The sequence below is a fragment of the Staphylococcus sp. HMSC063F05 genome, assembly GCF_001837075.1.
In the GTDB taxonomy this organism is placed as follows: domain Bacteria; phylum Bacillota; class Bacilli; order Staphylococcales; family Staphylococcaceae; genus Staphylococcus; species Staphylococcus epidermidis.
This window is the reverse complement of sequence record NZ_KV831309.1, coordinates 1-15336: the sequence shown is the minus strand read 5'-3', so window position 1 is coordinate 15336 and position 15336 is coordinate 1. Positions and strand designations below refer to the sequence as shown.

At 31.3% G+C, this 15336-nt stretch carries 13 protein-coding genes and 1 pseudogene; 5 read left to right on the top strand and 9 right to left on the bottom strand.

The window, feature by feature from the left end; translation table 11 throughout:
- Positions 1-16: 16 nt before the first annotated feature.
- The 5 genes from HMPREF2576_RS01060 to HMPREF2576_RS01040 all read right to left on the bottom strand — a co-directional run bounded on the left by HMPREF2576_RS01060 (position 17) and on the right by HMPREF2576_RS01040 (position 5088).
- Positions 17-703 (bottom strand): 6-carboxyhexanoate--CoA ligase, encoded by a 687-nt coding sequence (locus tag HMPREF2576_RS01060; RefSeq protein ID WP_002469256.1) that lies wholly within the window; start codon positions 701-703, stop codon positions 17-19.
- Positions 696-1829 (bottom strand): aminotransferase class I/II-fold pyridoxal phosphate-dependent enzyme, encoded by a 1134-nt coding sequence (locus tag HMPREF2576_RS01055; protein ID WP_070856371.1) that lies wholly within the window; start codon positions 1827-1829, stop codon positions 696-698. Before HMPREF2576_RS01055 ends, HMPREF2576_RS01060 begins: the two co-directional genes overlap by 8 nt.
- 10 nt (positions 1830-1839) lie before the next feature.
- On the bottom strand, positions 1840-3195 hold the full coding sequence (gene bioA / locus HMPREF2576_RS01050; RefSeq protein ID WP_070856373.1) for an adenosylmethionine--8-amino-7-oxononanoate transaminase: 1356 nt from the start codon (positions 3193-3195) through the stop codon (positions 1840-1842).
- Positions 3188-3859, bottom strand: a complete 672-nt coding sequence (gene bioD, locus HMPREF2576_RS01045) for a dethiobiotin synthase (protein WP_070856375.1) — start codon at positions 3857-3859, stop codon at positions 3188-3190. Before bioD ends, bioA begins: the two co-directional genes overlap by 8 nt.
- Positions 3860-4236: 377 nt before the next feature.
- A complete protein-coding gene (locus tag HMPREF2576_RS01040) occupies positions 4237-5088 on the bottom strand; it encodes a trypsin-like serine peptidase (RefSeq protein ID WP_002469224.1) in 852 nt (283 codons plus the stop codon).
- A gap of 562 nt (positions 5089-5650) precedes the next feature.
- Here HMPREF2576_RS01040 and HMPREF2576_RS01035 point away from each other — a divergent pair.
- The 4 genes and pseudogenes from HMPREF2576_RS01035 to HMPREF2576_RS01020 all read left to right on the top strand — a co-directional run bounded on the left by HMPREF2576_RS01035 (position 5651) and on the right by HMPREF2576_RS01020 (position 9451).
- The gene (locus tag HMPREF2576_RS01035) at positions 5651-5992 is read left to right on the top strand and encodes a hypothetical protein (protein ID WP_070856381.1); all 342 of its coding nucleotides are present in this window, start codon (positions 5651-5653) and stop codon (positions 5990-5992) included.
- A 192-nt stretch (positions 5993-6184) separates the two neighbouring features.
- On the top strand, positions 6185-7159 hold the full coding sequence (locus tag HMPREF2576_RS01030) for an extracellular solute-binding protein (RefSeq protein WP_070856383.1): 975 nt from the start codon (positions 6185-6187) through the stop codon (positions 7157-7159).
- Positions 7156-8703 (top strand): annotated as a pseudogene (locus HMPREF2576_RS01025) (sensor histidine kinase). Before HMPREF2576_RS01030 ends, HMPREF2576_RS01025 begins: the two are co-directional and overlap by 4 nt.
- A complete protein-coding gene (locus HMPREF2576_RS01020; protein ID WP_070856384.1) occupies positions 8696-9451 on the top strand; it encodes a response regulator transcription factor in 756 nt (251 codons plus the stop codon). Before HMPREF2576_RS01025 ends, HMPREF2576_RS01020 begins: the two are co-directional and overlap by 8 nt.
- 79 nt (positions 9452-9530) lie before the next feature.
- On the opposite strand, the gene uhpT is transcribed toward HMPREF2576_RS01020, so the two are convergent.
- Positions 9531-10910 (bottom strand): hexose-6-phosphate:phosphate antiporter, encoded by a 1380-nt coding sequence (gene uhpT, locus HMPREF2576_RS01015; RefSeq protein ID WP_070856387.1) that lies wholly within the window; start codon positions 10908-10910, stop codon positions 9531-9533.
- Positions 10911-11147: 237 nt separating this feature from the next.
- On the opposite strand from uhpT, the gene HMPREF2576_RS01010 reads away from it, so the two are divergent.
- Positions 11148-11642, top strand: a complete 495-nt coding sequence (locus HMPREF2576_RS01010; protein ID WP_070856389.1) for an isoprenylcysteine carboxyl methyltransferase family protein — start codon at positions 11148-11150, stop codon at positions 11640-11642.
- Between the two features lie 639 nt (positions 11643-12281).
- On the opposite strand, the gene gtfB is transcribed toward HMPREF2576_RS01010, so the two are convergent.
- The 3 genes from gtfB to HMPREF2576_RS11355 all read right to left on the bottom strand — a co-directional run.
- A complete protein-coding gene (gene gtfB, locus HMPREF2576_RS01005) occupies positions 12282-13601 on the bottom strand; it encodes an accessory Sec system glycosylation chaperone GtfB (protein WP_070856391.1) in 1320 nt (439 codons plus the stop codon).
- On the bottom strand, positions 13594-15102 hold the full coding sequence (gene gtfA / locus HMPREF2576_RS01000; protein WP_070856393.1) for an accessory Sec system glycosyltransferase GtfA: 1509 nt from the start codon (positions 15100-15102) through the stop codon (positions 13594-13596). The genes gtfB and gtfA overlap by 8 nt, the downstream gene beginning before the upstream one ends.
- Positions 15103-15190: 88 nt before the next feature.
- Positions 15191-15336, bottom strand: a 146-nt coding sequence (locus HMPREF2576_RS11355; RefSeq protein ID WP_141758099.1) for an LPXTG cell wall anchor domain-containing protein, incomplete at its 5' end; no start/stop codon positions are given.

The following is a 15336-nucleotide window of genomic DNA, read 5'->3' as shown; positions in this document are numbered from 1 at the left end:
GAGTGTTTATTATTACTTATTTTTCTATAATTTCTTTAGGTACTGTTTCTAAAAAGGAAACATATTCATTTAAATTTATTCCTTCGTCTACGAAGATAATTCTTCCTCCGTGACGCGTACCTTTTTCTTTAATATTAAAGATTCTACGATATCCTAACTTAGGCGACGCAAAATATCCAGTCGTGTAATGCAAATCGTCTGATACACATAGTTCTGCTTTTACACCTTCAAATGCATTGATACAAGTTGCAAGTGCACGTGCATCTTTTACTCTTTCTGATATTTCTCCATTACATTTGCATGTTTTAAATGCTAATTGTGTTACCCTGATACCTCGTTGTTCAGTGCTATCAAGTCGTTGTCCGGTTTGTGCAGATAGAATAATGGCTCCAGTATAAGTAATATCATTTTTTATAAATTCTAACCCTTTGTTTAGCGCATATTCAGAAACACCTGTTTGTTTTGCTAATTGTGTTAAAGTATCGTTTAGATTTTCAACCACTGGTAATGCTACTAACGTTTGAATCGGTGCCTTAACCTTTTCAATTTTCAAATTTAAGAAATCTATATTTCCATTTTCATGATTAAAGGCTTTATTAAAATATTTTTTTAAATAATTTTCTAAATCCTCAAATTCACACATTGTTTCAGCACCACTAATATGAACATCTTCGTGGCTTGCACGCATTTTTATACTATACATAGCTATCACCTTCATCGTATTGTTTCATTACATTGAAAAGTCGATCAATATCATCTGTGTCATGAAAATAGGATAATGAAATTCTTAATGTTGGCTGTGACACTGTTGGATACCTTAAATAACTGACAAATATACCATGTTCAAATAACATGTCGTATTGTGCTTGTGCTGAAGCCAAACTATCACAAACGATATTTTTGATAGGTGTATTAGATAATGGTTGATTGGGAAATAATTCCATAAATTGGTGGTTAAAATATTCACTAAGTGCATTCAACTTCTCTCGTCTGTATGTATCTTCAATCACATGTTGTAAGCTCACTTGAATAAAATACAAATGATAGCTAGGTAAACTACTCGAGTAGATAAGCGAACGACCTTTATTAATAATTAAATCTTTTATATCTTTTGAACTTAGTATTAAGCCACCATGGGCTCCCCACGCTTTAGATAAACTTGAAGTAACTATGTCAATGTCTGCATGATACTCAAAGAGATTTAATCCTAAACTATGAGATGCGTCAATAATTAAAATCGCATTGTAACGTTGCTTGAGATGTACTAGCCTATTAATATCTGCTTTAGTGCCATTAGTAGAAAACACACTATCAGAGACAATTACTTTTTGAACATCTGGATTGGTGTGCCGTGCTAAATGACTTTCCAGGTCATCATAGTTTAAATGTTGATAAATCACTTTTGATAAACCACTTAATTTAATACCGTCTATTATACTGGCGTGATTCTGTTGATCCGAAAAGATAACTACATTATTATTTTTAAAAATATTAAATACCGCCAAATTCGCATCGTAACCACTATTAAAAATTAAGGCGTCTTCAAAATTAAAATGCTCGCTAATTGCCTGTTCTAATTGCTGATAAACGACTGAGTTGCCACTCACTAATCTAGAACTTGATAGATGGATACTATATGTCTTTATAAAATCTAAGAAATTTTGAGGTTGATATTCAAGTTGTCCTATACCGAGATAATCGTTCGAAGTAAAATTAATATAAGATTGGTCATTGATATAAATATATTGTTTTTCTACGGACTGAATCGGCTGAAGCTCTCTATATAAACCTTTATCTTGAATCTGTTTTAACTGTGCTTTAATGTCCATAAATCCCCTCTTACTTCTTACCCAATGTTTGATGTAAGGCTTTGTTGAAAATTTTAACCATTTTTTTAATTTCTTTATTAGACATACTTAAAATAGGTACGAAAGTGATGACATTTTCCAAATTACGAATCATCAATCCATTCTCTTTACATCGACGTATAATCAGTTCTACAGTTGGAATATCGAGTGGTGTCTGCGTTGATTTGTTTTCAACTAATTCCACACCATACATTAATCCCCGCCCTCTAATATCTCCAATATTTTTATGAGGTTGAAGTGCCTCTAAGCGTTGTTTTAATGTTTGAGATGTCTTTTGAATGTGCCCAATCAGATGCTTCTTTTTAAAAAGATTAATATTCTCAAGTGCTACGGAACAAACTAACTGATTACCTGTATATGTATGACCGTGGAAAAACGTATTCTTACCGTGACTCTGACTTAAAAAAGCATCATATATCTTTTGAGATGTTAAAGTTGCCGCTAACGGTAAATAACCGCCTGTAATTGCCTTACCCAGACACATAATATCTGGTTGTACATCTTCATGGTTACAGGCAAACATTTCTCCCGTACGCCCGAAACCAACAGCTACTTCATCACAAATTAGTAACACATCATATGTTCTACATAACTGTTCTACAGCTTTCAAAAAACCATGCGGATGAACGAATAAACCTGTTGCACCTTGTATAAGTGGCTCTAGAATAAATCCTACTATTTCATCATTTCTCTCGGATAATATATTTTCAATTTGATTCAGTATTGAATTAAGCATTTCCGCTTCATTGCGATACTTACTTTTATATAAACACGGTGTTTCTATTTGTATATTTTCAAAAATAAGGTCTTTAAAAATCTTGTGGAAACTATCGATACCACCAACGCTAACAGAACCTATTGTATCTCCATGATATCCATGATGTAATGTAAGAAATTTATTCTTCTTCGCATATCGTTCAGCATCGATATTCTTCCAATATTGATAAGCCATCTTAATAGCAATCTCTACCGACGCACTCCCTGTATCGGAGTAAAACACTTTTTGTAATCTATCTGGTGTTAATTTGACTAACTGTTCGGCTAGCTCAATCGATGGAATATTAGACGAACCTAATAGCGTAGAATGGGCAATCTTATCAAGTTGTTTATGAATAGCTTTATTTAACTTTTTATGCTGATGTCCATGCACATTGACCCATAATGACGCATAACCATCTAAATATTTATTACCTTCAGTATCGTATAAATAACTTCCGCGACCTTTTTCAATAATAATATTGTCATTTTTAGCATAGACTCCCATCTGTGTGAATGGGTGCCATACATACTGTGCATCTTTATGATTTAACTCTCGTGTATTAGCCATTGGATCCTCCTATAATTCGTTGTATAAATGCTTCGGAAAAGCTTTCTTGAGTCGCTTGATGACCTAACGTATAAACAGACTTGTGTATTAATTTTTCAATGGTATGTAAATTATCCTGTTCAATAGCACTATCAGTATAGTTATTCATGATTACCACGTTCGGGGGAAGTTCTTGATGATCAATATACTTCTGGTGAACGATGGCATCATTAATCGCACCTATCTTTGAAGGTAAGACACTCACAATGAAATCCGATGTGTCTTTAATTAAATCTGTTGTCATATAAAAATGGTCACTGTATTCATAGATAGGCACTGCAATACCACCCGCACCTTCAATGAGAATCATATCGAATTGTGCTTCTAGTGATTCGAGTTTGTCTATCACTGTTTGATGGTTCAATTGCTGATGCCTTTCAATTTTGAATGCTAAATGTGGTGAAACTGGATCTTTGAATGTGTAAAGAGACGTAACGTCATAGTCTAAATCGCATTCGTTTTTATAAATTTCTAAATCTGGGTATCTACCTCCACCAATTTCTTCAGTTTGAAAAGGTTTGAAAATACATACCCGATATCCCCTCGTTCTTAATGCCTTATAGAGATATTTAGTGACATACGTTTTACCGATGTCAGTATTCGTTCCAGTTACAAATATATTCATGTTAGTCACGTCACCCACTTTTAAAATGTAAACTAATTACATTTTAAAGTTTACATTTAGAATATGAAGGTTGCAAGTGATAACAATAAGTAGGTAAAGTGTGTGATTAAATGAGGAAAGTAAAAGAATTTCGAGAAATGGTACGTGCTGCATATTTTAGATGTGAAGATAAACAAAATTTTTGAATTCATTATTACAAAATAAGGATAGAAATAATTTGTATAAGAGGACAATTAGAAGATTCATTTTAGCAATGGCGATTATTGCAAAAAAATACACCTGAGACTATCATTGATGTCCCAGATGATTATAAATAAAATCATTCATATGCGTATCAATATTAATAACCAAATGCGTGAGCAATATCTTGAGTGGTATTACTTATTATGCTTAAGAATAAAATCTCTTGGATTACCATATAATGATTCTGCACCTGCCACTTCTTGTTGGGCATAAGGATGATTAGAACTACCTCTTAAATTATATCCATACGTACGAACCCCATAAACAACGTACTGGCTATCTACCATAGGAGATCCTGAATCACCAGCTCTAAATTTATCTTTTGTCATGAGTTCTGATTTATTCGATGCTTCTTGTAAAAAACGTAACTTATTCCAGTATGCATATGTATTGTTTCCGTTCATCACTGGATATCCTAAAGAATATAATTTCTTGTTAAATTTTAAACTCTTAATTTTTTGATTGGTTGCAAGTTTAAGTGGTTGCACGTTAGCTTTTTGAGCCATATTTTCTTTAGTTTCAACGACAACCATATCGTATGAAGGGATTTTATATATCTTTTTAGCATGAAATTGATAGGGTATCTTTTTACCGTCTCTGTTTAATTGAAATTTTATTTTACTCGGACTCGTTCTTTGACCATTTTTCTTATCTACAACATGTGCATTGGTTACAAACGTATGATTGCCTACCATAAATCCTGTTCCCATACTATCTTTGCCTGGACCTTTCCAGCCATCCATGTTCGATACTCTTCCTACTGCTTTATATTTATTTTTATGCGCATAGTTATAACGTTTTATGACTATTTGACTATTATCAACTTTCTTCGCTTTATGATATGCAGCACTCGCATTATGATCTTCCATGCCATTGTAATAATAATTTCCTACTGCTTTTGCCTCATGCTGTGTATCTAAAATCATCAATGATGGTATCAAAGTTATGGTTGCTAAAGCTGTTATGAGTGATTTTTTACATTTCATTTTATTCATCCTTTTTATTTTTAAATTAAAGTACATACTAATTATGAAAAAATTTTTTTTCTGTATCAGTTCAAAAAGATAGTAACCTTAATATATTATATTTTCCACAACATTTATTATAATGATATATTTGAATTTTTGATAGTGTGCCTTTTTCAAAAAACTGTGTCGTAAAATTCTTGTATATAAGCATACTATCACAGTAATTAAGGGTTTCTTTCTCCACACTTCACACAATTTTTTTAATACCCCTTTACTATCAATAGTTATCGAGTTTAACTACATACCTTTTGATATTGGTAAGCTTAATAAAACTTTTCAAACATACAAACAATTGAATATACCATTATTATTCAAAAGAATCCTTTCTAACGAACTATATACTATAATTAAAGTTTTACAAAAATTTGAAAGTCTAAATTTTACATATTTTATATATATAGCGCACTTCATTATTATGCTATAATCTTATTTTAGGTTGGTTTCTATAGATAAACCAACAATTGCATGATTAGTTTATATTATAAATATATTAATATTTAAGATTTTAGGAGATGCACAAATGCTTAAAATTAATTTTTTTAATAAGGAATATAGAGTTTTAAAATCACAAAATTACGAAAGAATTTCACTAGAATTATTGAACAAACATTACCATATAACTGAAAATGATTTTAAAAACAAAGATTATTGTTTGGATAAATTTAATAGTAAAGATACATTTATTGGCGATATAGCACATACAGAGAAAGAGTTAATTTCTTTAATTGAAGATAATATTAAAAATCCTAAAAATATGGAGCATCAAAATCTATCAAGCATATTCGATTATACAGATCATCATAATAACCAACGTGTCTATCACAGTATTTTAGATCTTATACAAGACAATACGTCTTCTTAAGTTCATACTTGTCTCAATTCCAAACATAAGTCTAGGACGATGAATTCATGAGAATTTGTCATCCTAGACTTTTAATACATATTGATGAGTCTTGCATCTCCCTTACAAATATTGCAAAATATTTAACATTACTTATGTCGTATTTATTGGTAAAATTGTTGTAATAAAAATACATAGAATTGATGGGATATTATGAAAGTTAAACTTTATACGTTGTTATTATTACTCATTTTTCTGATAGCATGCGCTCCAACATCGACTTCACAATTACCTCATTCTTTACGTACATTGACTGTTTATTCTCCTTATCCATCACATTTAATTCGTCCGATTTTAAATGATTTTGAAAAGCGAGAACATGTGAAAGTTGAAATCAAACATGGCTCAACTCAAGTATTACTATCTAATATTCACAAAGAAGCACTTTCTAAACGTGGGGATGTCTTTGTGGGTGGCGTGTTATCAGAGATGATAGATCATCAAGAAGATTTTGTTCCTTACCATGATCATTCTACACTGAAACAAATAGAGGATTATCGCTCTAACAACCCATTAGTCACGAGCTTTCTATTGATGCCAACAGTAATTGTAGTGAATACAGATTTACAAGGTGATATGACTATTCATGGATATAAAGACTTACTTCAGTCTTCACTAAAGGGGCGTGTCGTTTATTCTAATCCTCATTCTACGACGACAGGATACCAACATATGCGTGCGATGTATCATATGCGTCACCAAGTAAGCGATGTGCATCAATTTCAACACCATGCTGTACAGTTATCTAAAAGTTCTCAAGTGATCGAAAAGGTGGCTAAAGGTGCTTATTACGCTGGATTGAGTTATGAACAAGATGCTAGAACGTGGAAACAAAAAGGATACCCTATCTCAATCATTTACCCTACTGAGGGGACGATGTTAAATGTAGATGGTATTGCTTTAGTTAACAATGCACAACCTCATCCCAAACGTAAAAAGTTAGTACAATATTTAACAAGCCGTTCTGTACAACAACGTTTGGCAGAAGAATTTGATGCTAAATCAATACGTAAAGACGTGACTGAAACAAATCACTCATCTATTGAAAACTTGGATCATATTCCACTAATCACACAATCACGTATATCCAATATTCCACATCATCAATTTTTGGAGATGATTCAATGAAGACCTATAAGCCGTACCGACATCAATTAAGGCGTTCGCTATTTGCCTCAACGATTTTCCCAGTATTTATGGTGATGATTATTGGTTTAATAAGCTTTTATGCTATTTATATATGGGTTGAACATCGCACCATTCATCAGCATACCTATCAAACTCAAACCGAATTACAACGTATCGACAAACATTTTCATACGTTTGTTACGCAGCAACAAAAACAATGGCGTTATGTTGATTTATCACATCCAGCTGATATCACAAAGATGAAACGCCAACTATTAAAACAAGTCCATCAACAACCTGCGACATTGTATTACGATGTAAAAGGTTCTTCACAATCTTTCACAAACAATTAGACACAACAAAGATGTATTTAATATCAAAATATCGAATTGATTTTAAAGACGATACTTATATCCTTAAAATATATATGTCAAGCACACCACTACTTAAAAACATTAAGCAAAATAGTGGACAATCTGCACTCATTGTTGATTCATATGATACTGTTTTATATACAAATGACGACCGATTCTCTATCGGTCAAAAATATCAACCACCACAGTTTGGGTTTATGAACGAGTCTTTAAAACTCAATTCTCATCATGCGCATCTTATTATATATAAAGATATTCATGAAACCATTGAAGATGGAATTGCATTACTAGTTGTCATGGGTGTTGTTCTTATTCTGCTTGTTATTTTTGGATATATAAGCGCTGATAGAATGGCAAAGCGCCAATCTGAAGATATTGAAGCGATTGTCCGAAAAATTGATGATGCTAAAAATCGACATCTTGGTAGTTACGAACCGTTAAAAAAACATAGTGAGTTAGAGGAAATAAATAATTATATCTATGACTTGTTTGAATCAAATGAGCAATTAATACAATCTATTGAACAGACCGAACGTCGTTTACGTGATATACAATTAAAAGAAATTGAGCGACAATTTCAACCCCATTTCTTATTCAATACGATGCAAACGATACAATATTTAATTCCTCTTTCACCCAAAGTAGCACAAACAGTCATACAACAACTATCACAAATGCTACGTTATTCTCTACGCACAGCATCGCACACAGTCAAATTAGCAGAAGAATTAAGCTACATTGAGCAGTATGTTGCCATACAAAATATCCGCTTCGATGATATGATACAGCTTTACATCGATGCTACTGAAGGTGTACAACATCAAACAATTGGTAAGATGATGCTTCAACCACTCGTAGAAAATGCCATCAAGCATGGTCGTGATAGTGAACCTTTAAAGATAACAATTCGTATCAGACTTACGAAGCGCAAATTACATATTCTGGTTCATGATAATGGCATCGGTATGTCTCCATCACATTTAGAACACGTGCGCCAATCCCTTCATCACGATGTTTTTGATACGACACACCTAGGTTTAAATCATTTACATAATAGAGCCATGATTCAATATGGAACATATGCACGTCTGCACATTTTCTCAAGAAGCCAGCAAGGGACATTAATGTGTTACCAAATACCACTTGTCTAGGAGGAATAAAGATGTTTAGAGTAGTTATTTGTGATGATGAACGGATTATACGACAAGGTTTAAAACAAATGATTCCATGGAAGGAGTATTATTTTACAACTATTTACACTGCCACAGACGGCGTGGAAGCATTGTCTTTAATTCGCCAACATCAACCTGAACTCGTCATTACTGATATACGAATGCCTCGAAAAAATGGTGTTGACCTACTAAATGACATCAAAGACCTTGATTGCCAAGTTATCATTTTATCTAGTTATGACGACTTCGAATATATGAAAGCCGGCATTCAACACCATGTTCTTGATTATTTACTAAAGCCAGTAGACCACACTCAATTAGAGCATATTCTAGACATATTAGTTCAAAGGTTATTAGAACGTCCACATTCTACCAATGATGACGCGGCATATCATACTGCCTTTCAACCATTATTAAAAATTGATTACGATGACTATTATGTCAATCAAATTTTGTCTCAAATCAAGCAACATTATCACAAGAAAGTGACTGTTCTTGACTTAATTAATCCTATTGATGTAAGTGAGTCATACGCCATGAGGACGTTTAAAGAACATGTAGGCATTACGATAGTTGATTATTTAAATCGTTATCGTATTTTAAAATCATTACATCTTTTAGACCAGCACTACAAGCATTATGAAATTGCTGAAAAAGTAGGTTTTTCTGAGTATAAGATGTTTTGCTATCATTTTAAAAAATATTTACATATGTCACCAAGTGATTATAATAAGCAATCAAAATAGTGCAAATCAATCACGAAAAAGCTCCCTACCATAATGACAAAATTTATAGTAGGGAGTATATATTTAAATTCACTTAATCTTAAATTTTTAATTTTCTAATTTTCTTTTCTTCGTAATAAGCAACAATGGCTAATAATATCATTCCTAAGAATAAAGCTACATAGAATACAATAAATACATCTGTCCAACCACTCAACGTAAACCCAAAAATATTTAGACCATTACGTGTTGGGTCAGCGATTGCTGCCAGACCCACTTTAGCCATTGAATCTCCGAATAGATATGCAAATGAACCTGTCATACCGTTAGCGACACTAATTGCATTTTTAGGAACAAATCCAGTCAAAGATACACCAATGAGTAACTGTGGACCGAAGATTAAAGCACCTAATGCAAATAGAGAAATATTGACCATTGTCACGCTTGTTGCATTGGTATAGAAGAGTACAACAAAGGTGATCATAAACATACATCCAATCGCTACAATCGCACGACGACCTTTTAATAAATCTGAGATATAGCCCCATAATAAACTAGCTACTAATGCACCTATTTCAAAGTAAAAAATAGTATTCACCGCGTCACCTTTATTAAAGTGTAAATGCTCTGATACGTATAGCGGTGCCCAGTTATCAATACCAATACGCACGATATATACAAAAACATTAGAGATACACAAAATCCAAATCACTGGATTTCCCAGGATATATTTTTTAAAGATATCCCATTTAGTCATACCTTGAGAATCAATATTTTCTTGATCGATAGGCTCTTCCCAAATTTCTTCAGCACGATTCCAACCTAATTCTTCTGGATCATCTTTCCCAATAAATAATGTCACGATTCCAATGATTAAAGCGATGACGGAAGGAAAAATAAACATTCCAACCACATTACCGTGGAAAAATGTATTCGCACCCCAAAGTGCGACACCACCAGCAATAGCACCACCAATGTTATGTGATGTATTCCAAAAGCCTAAATAACGACCGCGCTTTGTTCGAGGCGCCCACCTTGAAATCGTTGAGTAACTTGCAGGCCCACCCACAGATTGAAATATACCGTTAAGCCCCCACAATACAATTAATAGCCCCATCACGGAACCGAAATAACTTAATACAAATCCCATAATAAGTACTGTAATAGCAGATAATATTAATAAGAAAGAAATAATACGCTTCGTATTACGACCATCAACGAAATAACCAAGTATTGTTTTTCCTAAACCGTAAGTAATACTAAACGCTAATCCTATATAACCTAGTTCTAATGTTGTTAATCCGATTTCTTCTTTTAATAACGGTTGTGCTGCTTTAAAATTGTTTCGAATTAAATACATCGCCATGTAAACAAAGAATACGACAAAAAACGCTTGCATAAAGTTTCTAAGCCATAATTTGCGTTGTACAGCTAATGGTATCCCTTTGTTTGGCATTTTATGAATATCAAAAAAGTTCATCCCTAACACCCCTATCATTTTCGTTAAAAAAAATATATCACATTAATGTAAGCGCTTAATATCCTTAAAAGTATTAAATTATCCAAAAAACTGAACTTAATATGTGAGGTGTTAGAGGAGTTGTGAGTTAGTGCTAAAGTTAATAAATAGTTAATGGCATTTGAAACATTTTCTATATAAAATACTTTGTATTGTACGAGCAAAAGAACATTTATATAACAAACAATGGAGGACATCATGATTTTAACTATCTTATTTATCTTTTTCTGTATTCGACTAATCAGCTTAAAGATATCAATGCAACATGCAAAACAGCTAAAGGTAGATGGCGCCGTAGAATATGGTATTAAAAATTCAAAATTTCTAGCCATTACTCACGTGTTGATTTACATGAGTGCAGCTATAGAAGCATTCATTCGTAAGGATACATTTAGTCTACTTAACGGCATTGGCTTAATCATATTGATTATCGCTTATATCATGCTATTTATAGTTATTAAGACATTAGGTCGTATTTGGACATTGAAATTATTTATACTGCCCAATCACCCTATTATCAAGTCAGGATTATATAAAGTAACGAAGCATCCAAACTATTTTTTAAATATCATTCCCGAATTAATTGGTGTATTGCTACTAACACATGCTACATACACAACAATCTTATTAGTTCCATATGCTTATTTTTTAATTGTACGTATCCGTCAAGAAGAGAAATTAATGAATATATAAAATAAAAAGCCTACAATCACGCGGTTCAGAATACACATCTTTAAAGCAACATTTTGAAGAATGCGCTATTTAAACATACGTGTTTGTAGGTTTTTTAATACAAAGACGTAGATATGCCAGTGATAAGTTTCAGACATACCATTTGCATATTGTTGTATTACTGGTAGAAATTGGGGAGCTATTCTTTTTAGAGTGCTGTATGTCTTACGTCAGACAACCCTCACACTTACCTTTACTTCAATTTATTACATCTATCTTTGGCATGTAAAAAGATTTAATAATATTAGATTTGTCTTTTTTACTAAACTAAAAAATCCCAATGTACATCATTGAGATTTATCAAAATTTTTATTAGGTGATATTAAAACTCACTTACTAGATACATAACTTTTATAGGTTAATTCTGTTTTTCTTACCGAACAATTTGTTAAATAGCTCATATGTTTTTCAAATTAAGTTAAAGATGAGAATCTAAAAAACATACTATGTTTCAATGTAAATATAGATTAGTTTAGGTGCTTATTTCATAAATAATCCCTTTAATTTAACTGTTAATTAGGACTAAAGATGAATGCATACATTTTATTAACTAGTATATCCAAATAATAATTATTATACTAAGTTTAATAAAAAATAAATTCACTTCACTTTTTGTTGAAATTGTCTTTTTGAAATTGAATTAGAATATTCCAATTGCAGGTTTAATTTATTAGAAAATAAAGTTTTATCATTACTTATCTGATTTATTGCAATGCTTAAATCATAGTAATTATCTAATTTATATATATTACTACTATGGACAAATTGTCTATTGTGAATAGTTTCTTCAAATGCAATTATAATCATTTCATGTGCAAATGCTAAGTACATACTTTCAAATATCTCTTTCCCCTTATTTATATCTAAATAGATATCGCATTTACGACATAAATTTAAGATAGTTTTCTCAGTACTTTTTGGGTATAAATTTATATTTTGTATTCCATCTAATTGTAATAATCTTGAAGACATTTCAGTTTTAGATGCAATATGAAATGTGACGTTCTGATTCTCTCTCGCAATATATTCTACATATGGAATATTATCAGAATTAGTTATTATAAGTGCTTCATTACTATATTTGTTTACTTTCAAGAATTCGTACACATAACCACTATTTTCAATTTTATGTCGATATGAAGTTTCTACAGAATCCATTACACGATAATATTCTTTTTTATCAGGAATTAAAATTTTCAAGTTATCTATATTTTTTAAAGCAATTTTCATGTTTTCAGGTAAATCATCTTTAATTTTTTCTTGCCAAAATATTCTACACTTCATGTTAAAATCCCGTTGTCTATACAAAAACAGAAATGATGTTGCAAATGAATTAAGCACAATATCTTTTATAGATAAATTTGCTTTTTCAAAAAAGTACGATAAAAACGAGATACGATTATCAAAGAATATCTCTTTATTATTCCATCTTAATATTAAATCCTTAGTAACAAGATTCTCCACTAAAAATTCATTATTATTTTGGTCAAAATAACGTTTCATTATTTGATTTTGATTGTCATCCATGACTAATTGAGCATATCGAAAACCATATTGGTTATAATAATCTATGAATTGAACATGTTCCTTTTTATTAAACCATTCTACTGAAGCCACCACTCTATTACGATATCCCTTTTGATATAAAATTTTGCCTCTTATTTTATCCTTATCCTTAATCACAGCTGATTGATTGGAACCTTCAATTTCCCAATATTTCGGGACTGGAACATCGTTGAAGTAAAGAGGGCTTTCATTTTCGATTGAGTTTCCAGAAAAAAAATTATAAGGCGACAATACATCACTGGGTAAGAATCCATTATCATTAACAACGACAGTTGTAGACTTAATATTCGCATTTATAAATGTTTTATATAATTGAAGCGTTTTACTATTTAAGTTATCGTATAAATTAATCATTTAGCACCTCATCAATTAAGTTTTTCCACTTTTCTTTAATATTTCCTATCAAATAGTTATTTGCAATTTTATATGACTCCGCTCTAGTTTTTTCATTATCTTGAGTAAAGAATAGTAATAGCTTATTTGTGAGTTCAGTTATTAAAGTATCTTCATCCAAATTAGTTATATCTATAGGTACTCTATAACCATTAACATTATTTTTGATAAAAGTGGTATTACCATAATATACATCCAAACCTATTATTCCAAGACCAGAACCAACGGCTTCCATTAGTGTTAATCCGAATCCTTCACTTGTAGAACCTGAAAGATATAGTTCATAAGATTTATATATATCAGTAAGATCCATGTGTCCTTTGAGGTGGATATAATTATTAGCTTGATAGTTATCTATAATTTGTTGCAGTTTTTGTCTTTCCGAACCCTCACCGTATATATCAAAGCTAATATCTTCATTTATTTTGTGTGCTTTAATGACAGCCTTAATAAGCCAATCAACATGTTTCTCAATTGCTAAGCGAGAAGCTGTAATCATAGAAAATGGCTTTCTTTGTTGTTCAAATTTCAAATATTTAATATTTCCCACTGGAATAGTATATATTTTAGGTTTAAGATTCTTATATTTTTCAAATTGTAGTTGCAAAACATCCCTTTGATCTTCTGTAGCAACAATAAAAAAGTCAATATACTGAGCATTATTAAACACATATTCATAATTATTATTCCATAAAACATATTGGTCATTCGTATTTGAATGATTGTAGTGTTCAGCGTGAATTACTACTCCTATGTGACCTTCTCTTTTATTCTCCAAAATAACTTGCCCAATATTTTTAGAACGGTCTACCAATAAAATATCATTATCTTTTAAATTAAGTTGACTAATAAAATACCCTATAAATTCTTTCTTTGAATATAAAATCTTATTCGGAAAGATATACATATTATCGTCGTCTTTTACTATTTCCTCATAAGCTACGCTCCCATTTTCATTAAAAAATTTTCGCAAATAAACTTTAGCTTTTTTATTATATGGTGCATAATACTCTGTAAAAACTTTAGTATAGGTATAAAATTCTTTTCGAATCAGTTTACCACTGGAAACAAATTCAGCACGATCAACAAAATCTTCATTTTTATACTTCAAATAACAATTGACATAACAACTTTTATTATTAAAATAAATTCTTTTTACTTTAGGCTTTATACTTATAACTTTTATATCGTTTGATTCAAGTTTTTCGATAATATTGTCAATTGTATACGAAGTAGGTTTAATCTTAATATCTGTAAAATATTGATATATCCATATTACTTCCTCATTTGCTATACCTAGATTACTAGTAAGTGTTTGTATATTTTCTTTATTTATAAAATCCAAAAATATAAACTTAAAATCTTCATTCAAGTCATCCAATATATTTCTTCGATAAAGTTGTGCATACTCAACACCACTACTCGCCCAACCAATACCAAAATTCAGATTATAAATTGTCATATTATCCCTACTTCTGTTAAATATGTATGTGCAACAAGGCAAGCTAAATTTATTAGCTTGCCCTGTTAATATAATAATCATTTTCAAATTATTTTTCTTCTTTTTTACGACGTCTACCTAATAACGTGATTCCTCCAAATGCTGCTAGCATACTACCAATTAAACCAGCACGATGATCTTCTTGACCAGTGTCAGGTAATTCTGAATCCGATTCGCTTGTTGATTCGCTGTCTG

Bases quoted from the DNA above. Each gene is read 5' to 3' on its own strand.
- HMPREF2576_RS01060 (WP_002469256.1), bottom strand. From the start codon at position 703: ATGTATAGTATAAAAATGCGTGCAAGCCACGAAGATGTTCATATTAGT.
- HMPREF2576_RS01055 (WP_070856371.1), bottom strand. From the start codon at position 1,829: ATGGACATTAAAGCACAGTTAAAACAGATTCAAGATAAAGGTTTATAT.
- bioA (WP_070856373.1), bottom strand. From the start codon at position 3,195: ATGGCTAATACACGAGAGTTAAATCATAAAGATGCACAGTATGTATGG.
- bioD (WP_070856375.1), bottom strand. From the start codon at position 3,859: ATGAATATATTTGTAACTGGAACGAATACTGACATCGGTAAAACGTAT.
- HMPREF2576_RS01040 (WP_002469224.1), bottom strand. From the start codon at position 5,088: ATGAAATGTAAAAAATCACTCATAACAGCTTTAGCAACCATAACTTTG.
- HMPREF2576_RS01035 (WP_070856381.1), top strand. From the start codon at position 5,651: ATGCTTAAAATTAATTTTTTTAATAAGGAATATAGAGTTTTAAAATCA.
- HMPREF2576_RS01030 (WP_070856383.1), top strand. From the start codon at position 6,185: ATGAAAGTTAAACTTTATACGTTGTTATTATTACTCATTTTTCTGATA.
- HMPREF2576_RS01020 (WP_070856384.1), top strand. From the start codon at position 8,696: ATGTTTAGAGTAGTTATTTGTGATGATGAACGGATTATACGACAAGGT.
- uhpT (WP_070856387.1), bottom strand. From the start codon at position 10,910: ATGAACTTTTTTGATATTCATAAAATGCCAAACAAAGGGATACCATTA.
- HMPREF2576_RS01010 (WP_070856389.1), top strand. From the start codon at position 11,148: ATGATTTTAACTATCTTATTTATCTTTTTCTGTATTCGACTAATCAGC.
- gtfB (WP_070856391.1), bottom strand. From the start codon at position 13,601: ATGATTAATTTATACGATAACTTAAATAGTAAAACGCTTCAATTATAT.
- gtfA (WP_070856393.1), bottom strand. From the start codon at position 15,102: ATGACAATTTATAATCTGAATTTTGGTATTGGTTGGGCGAGTAGTGGT.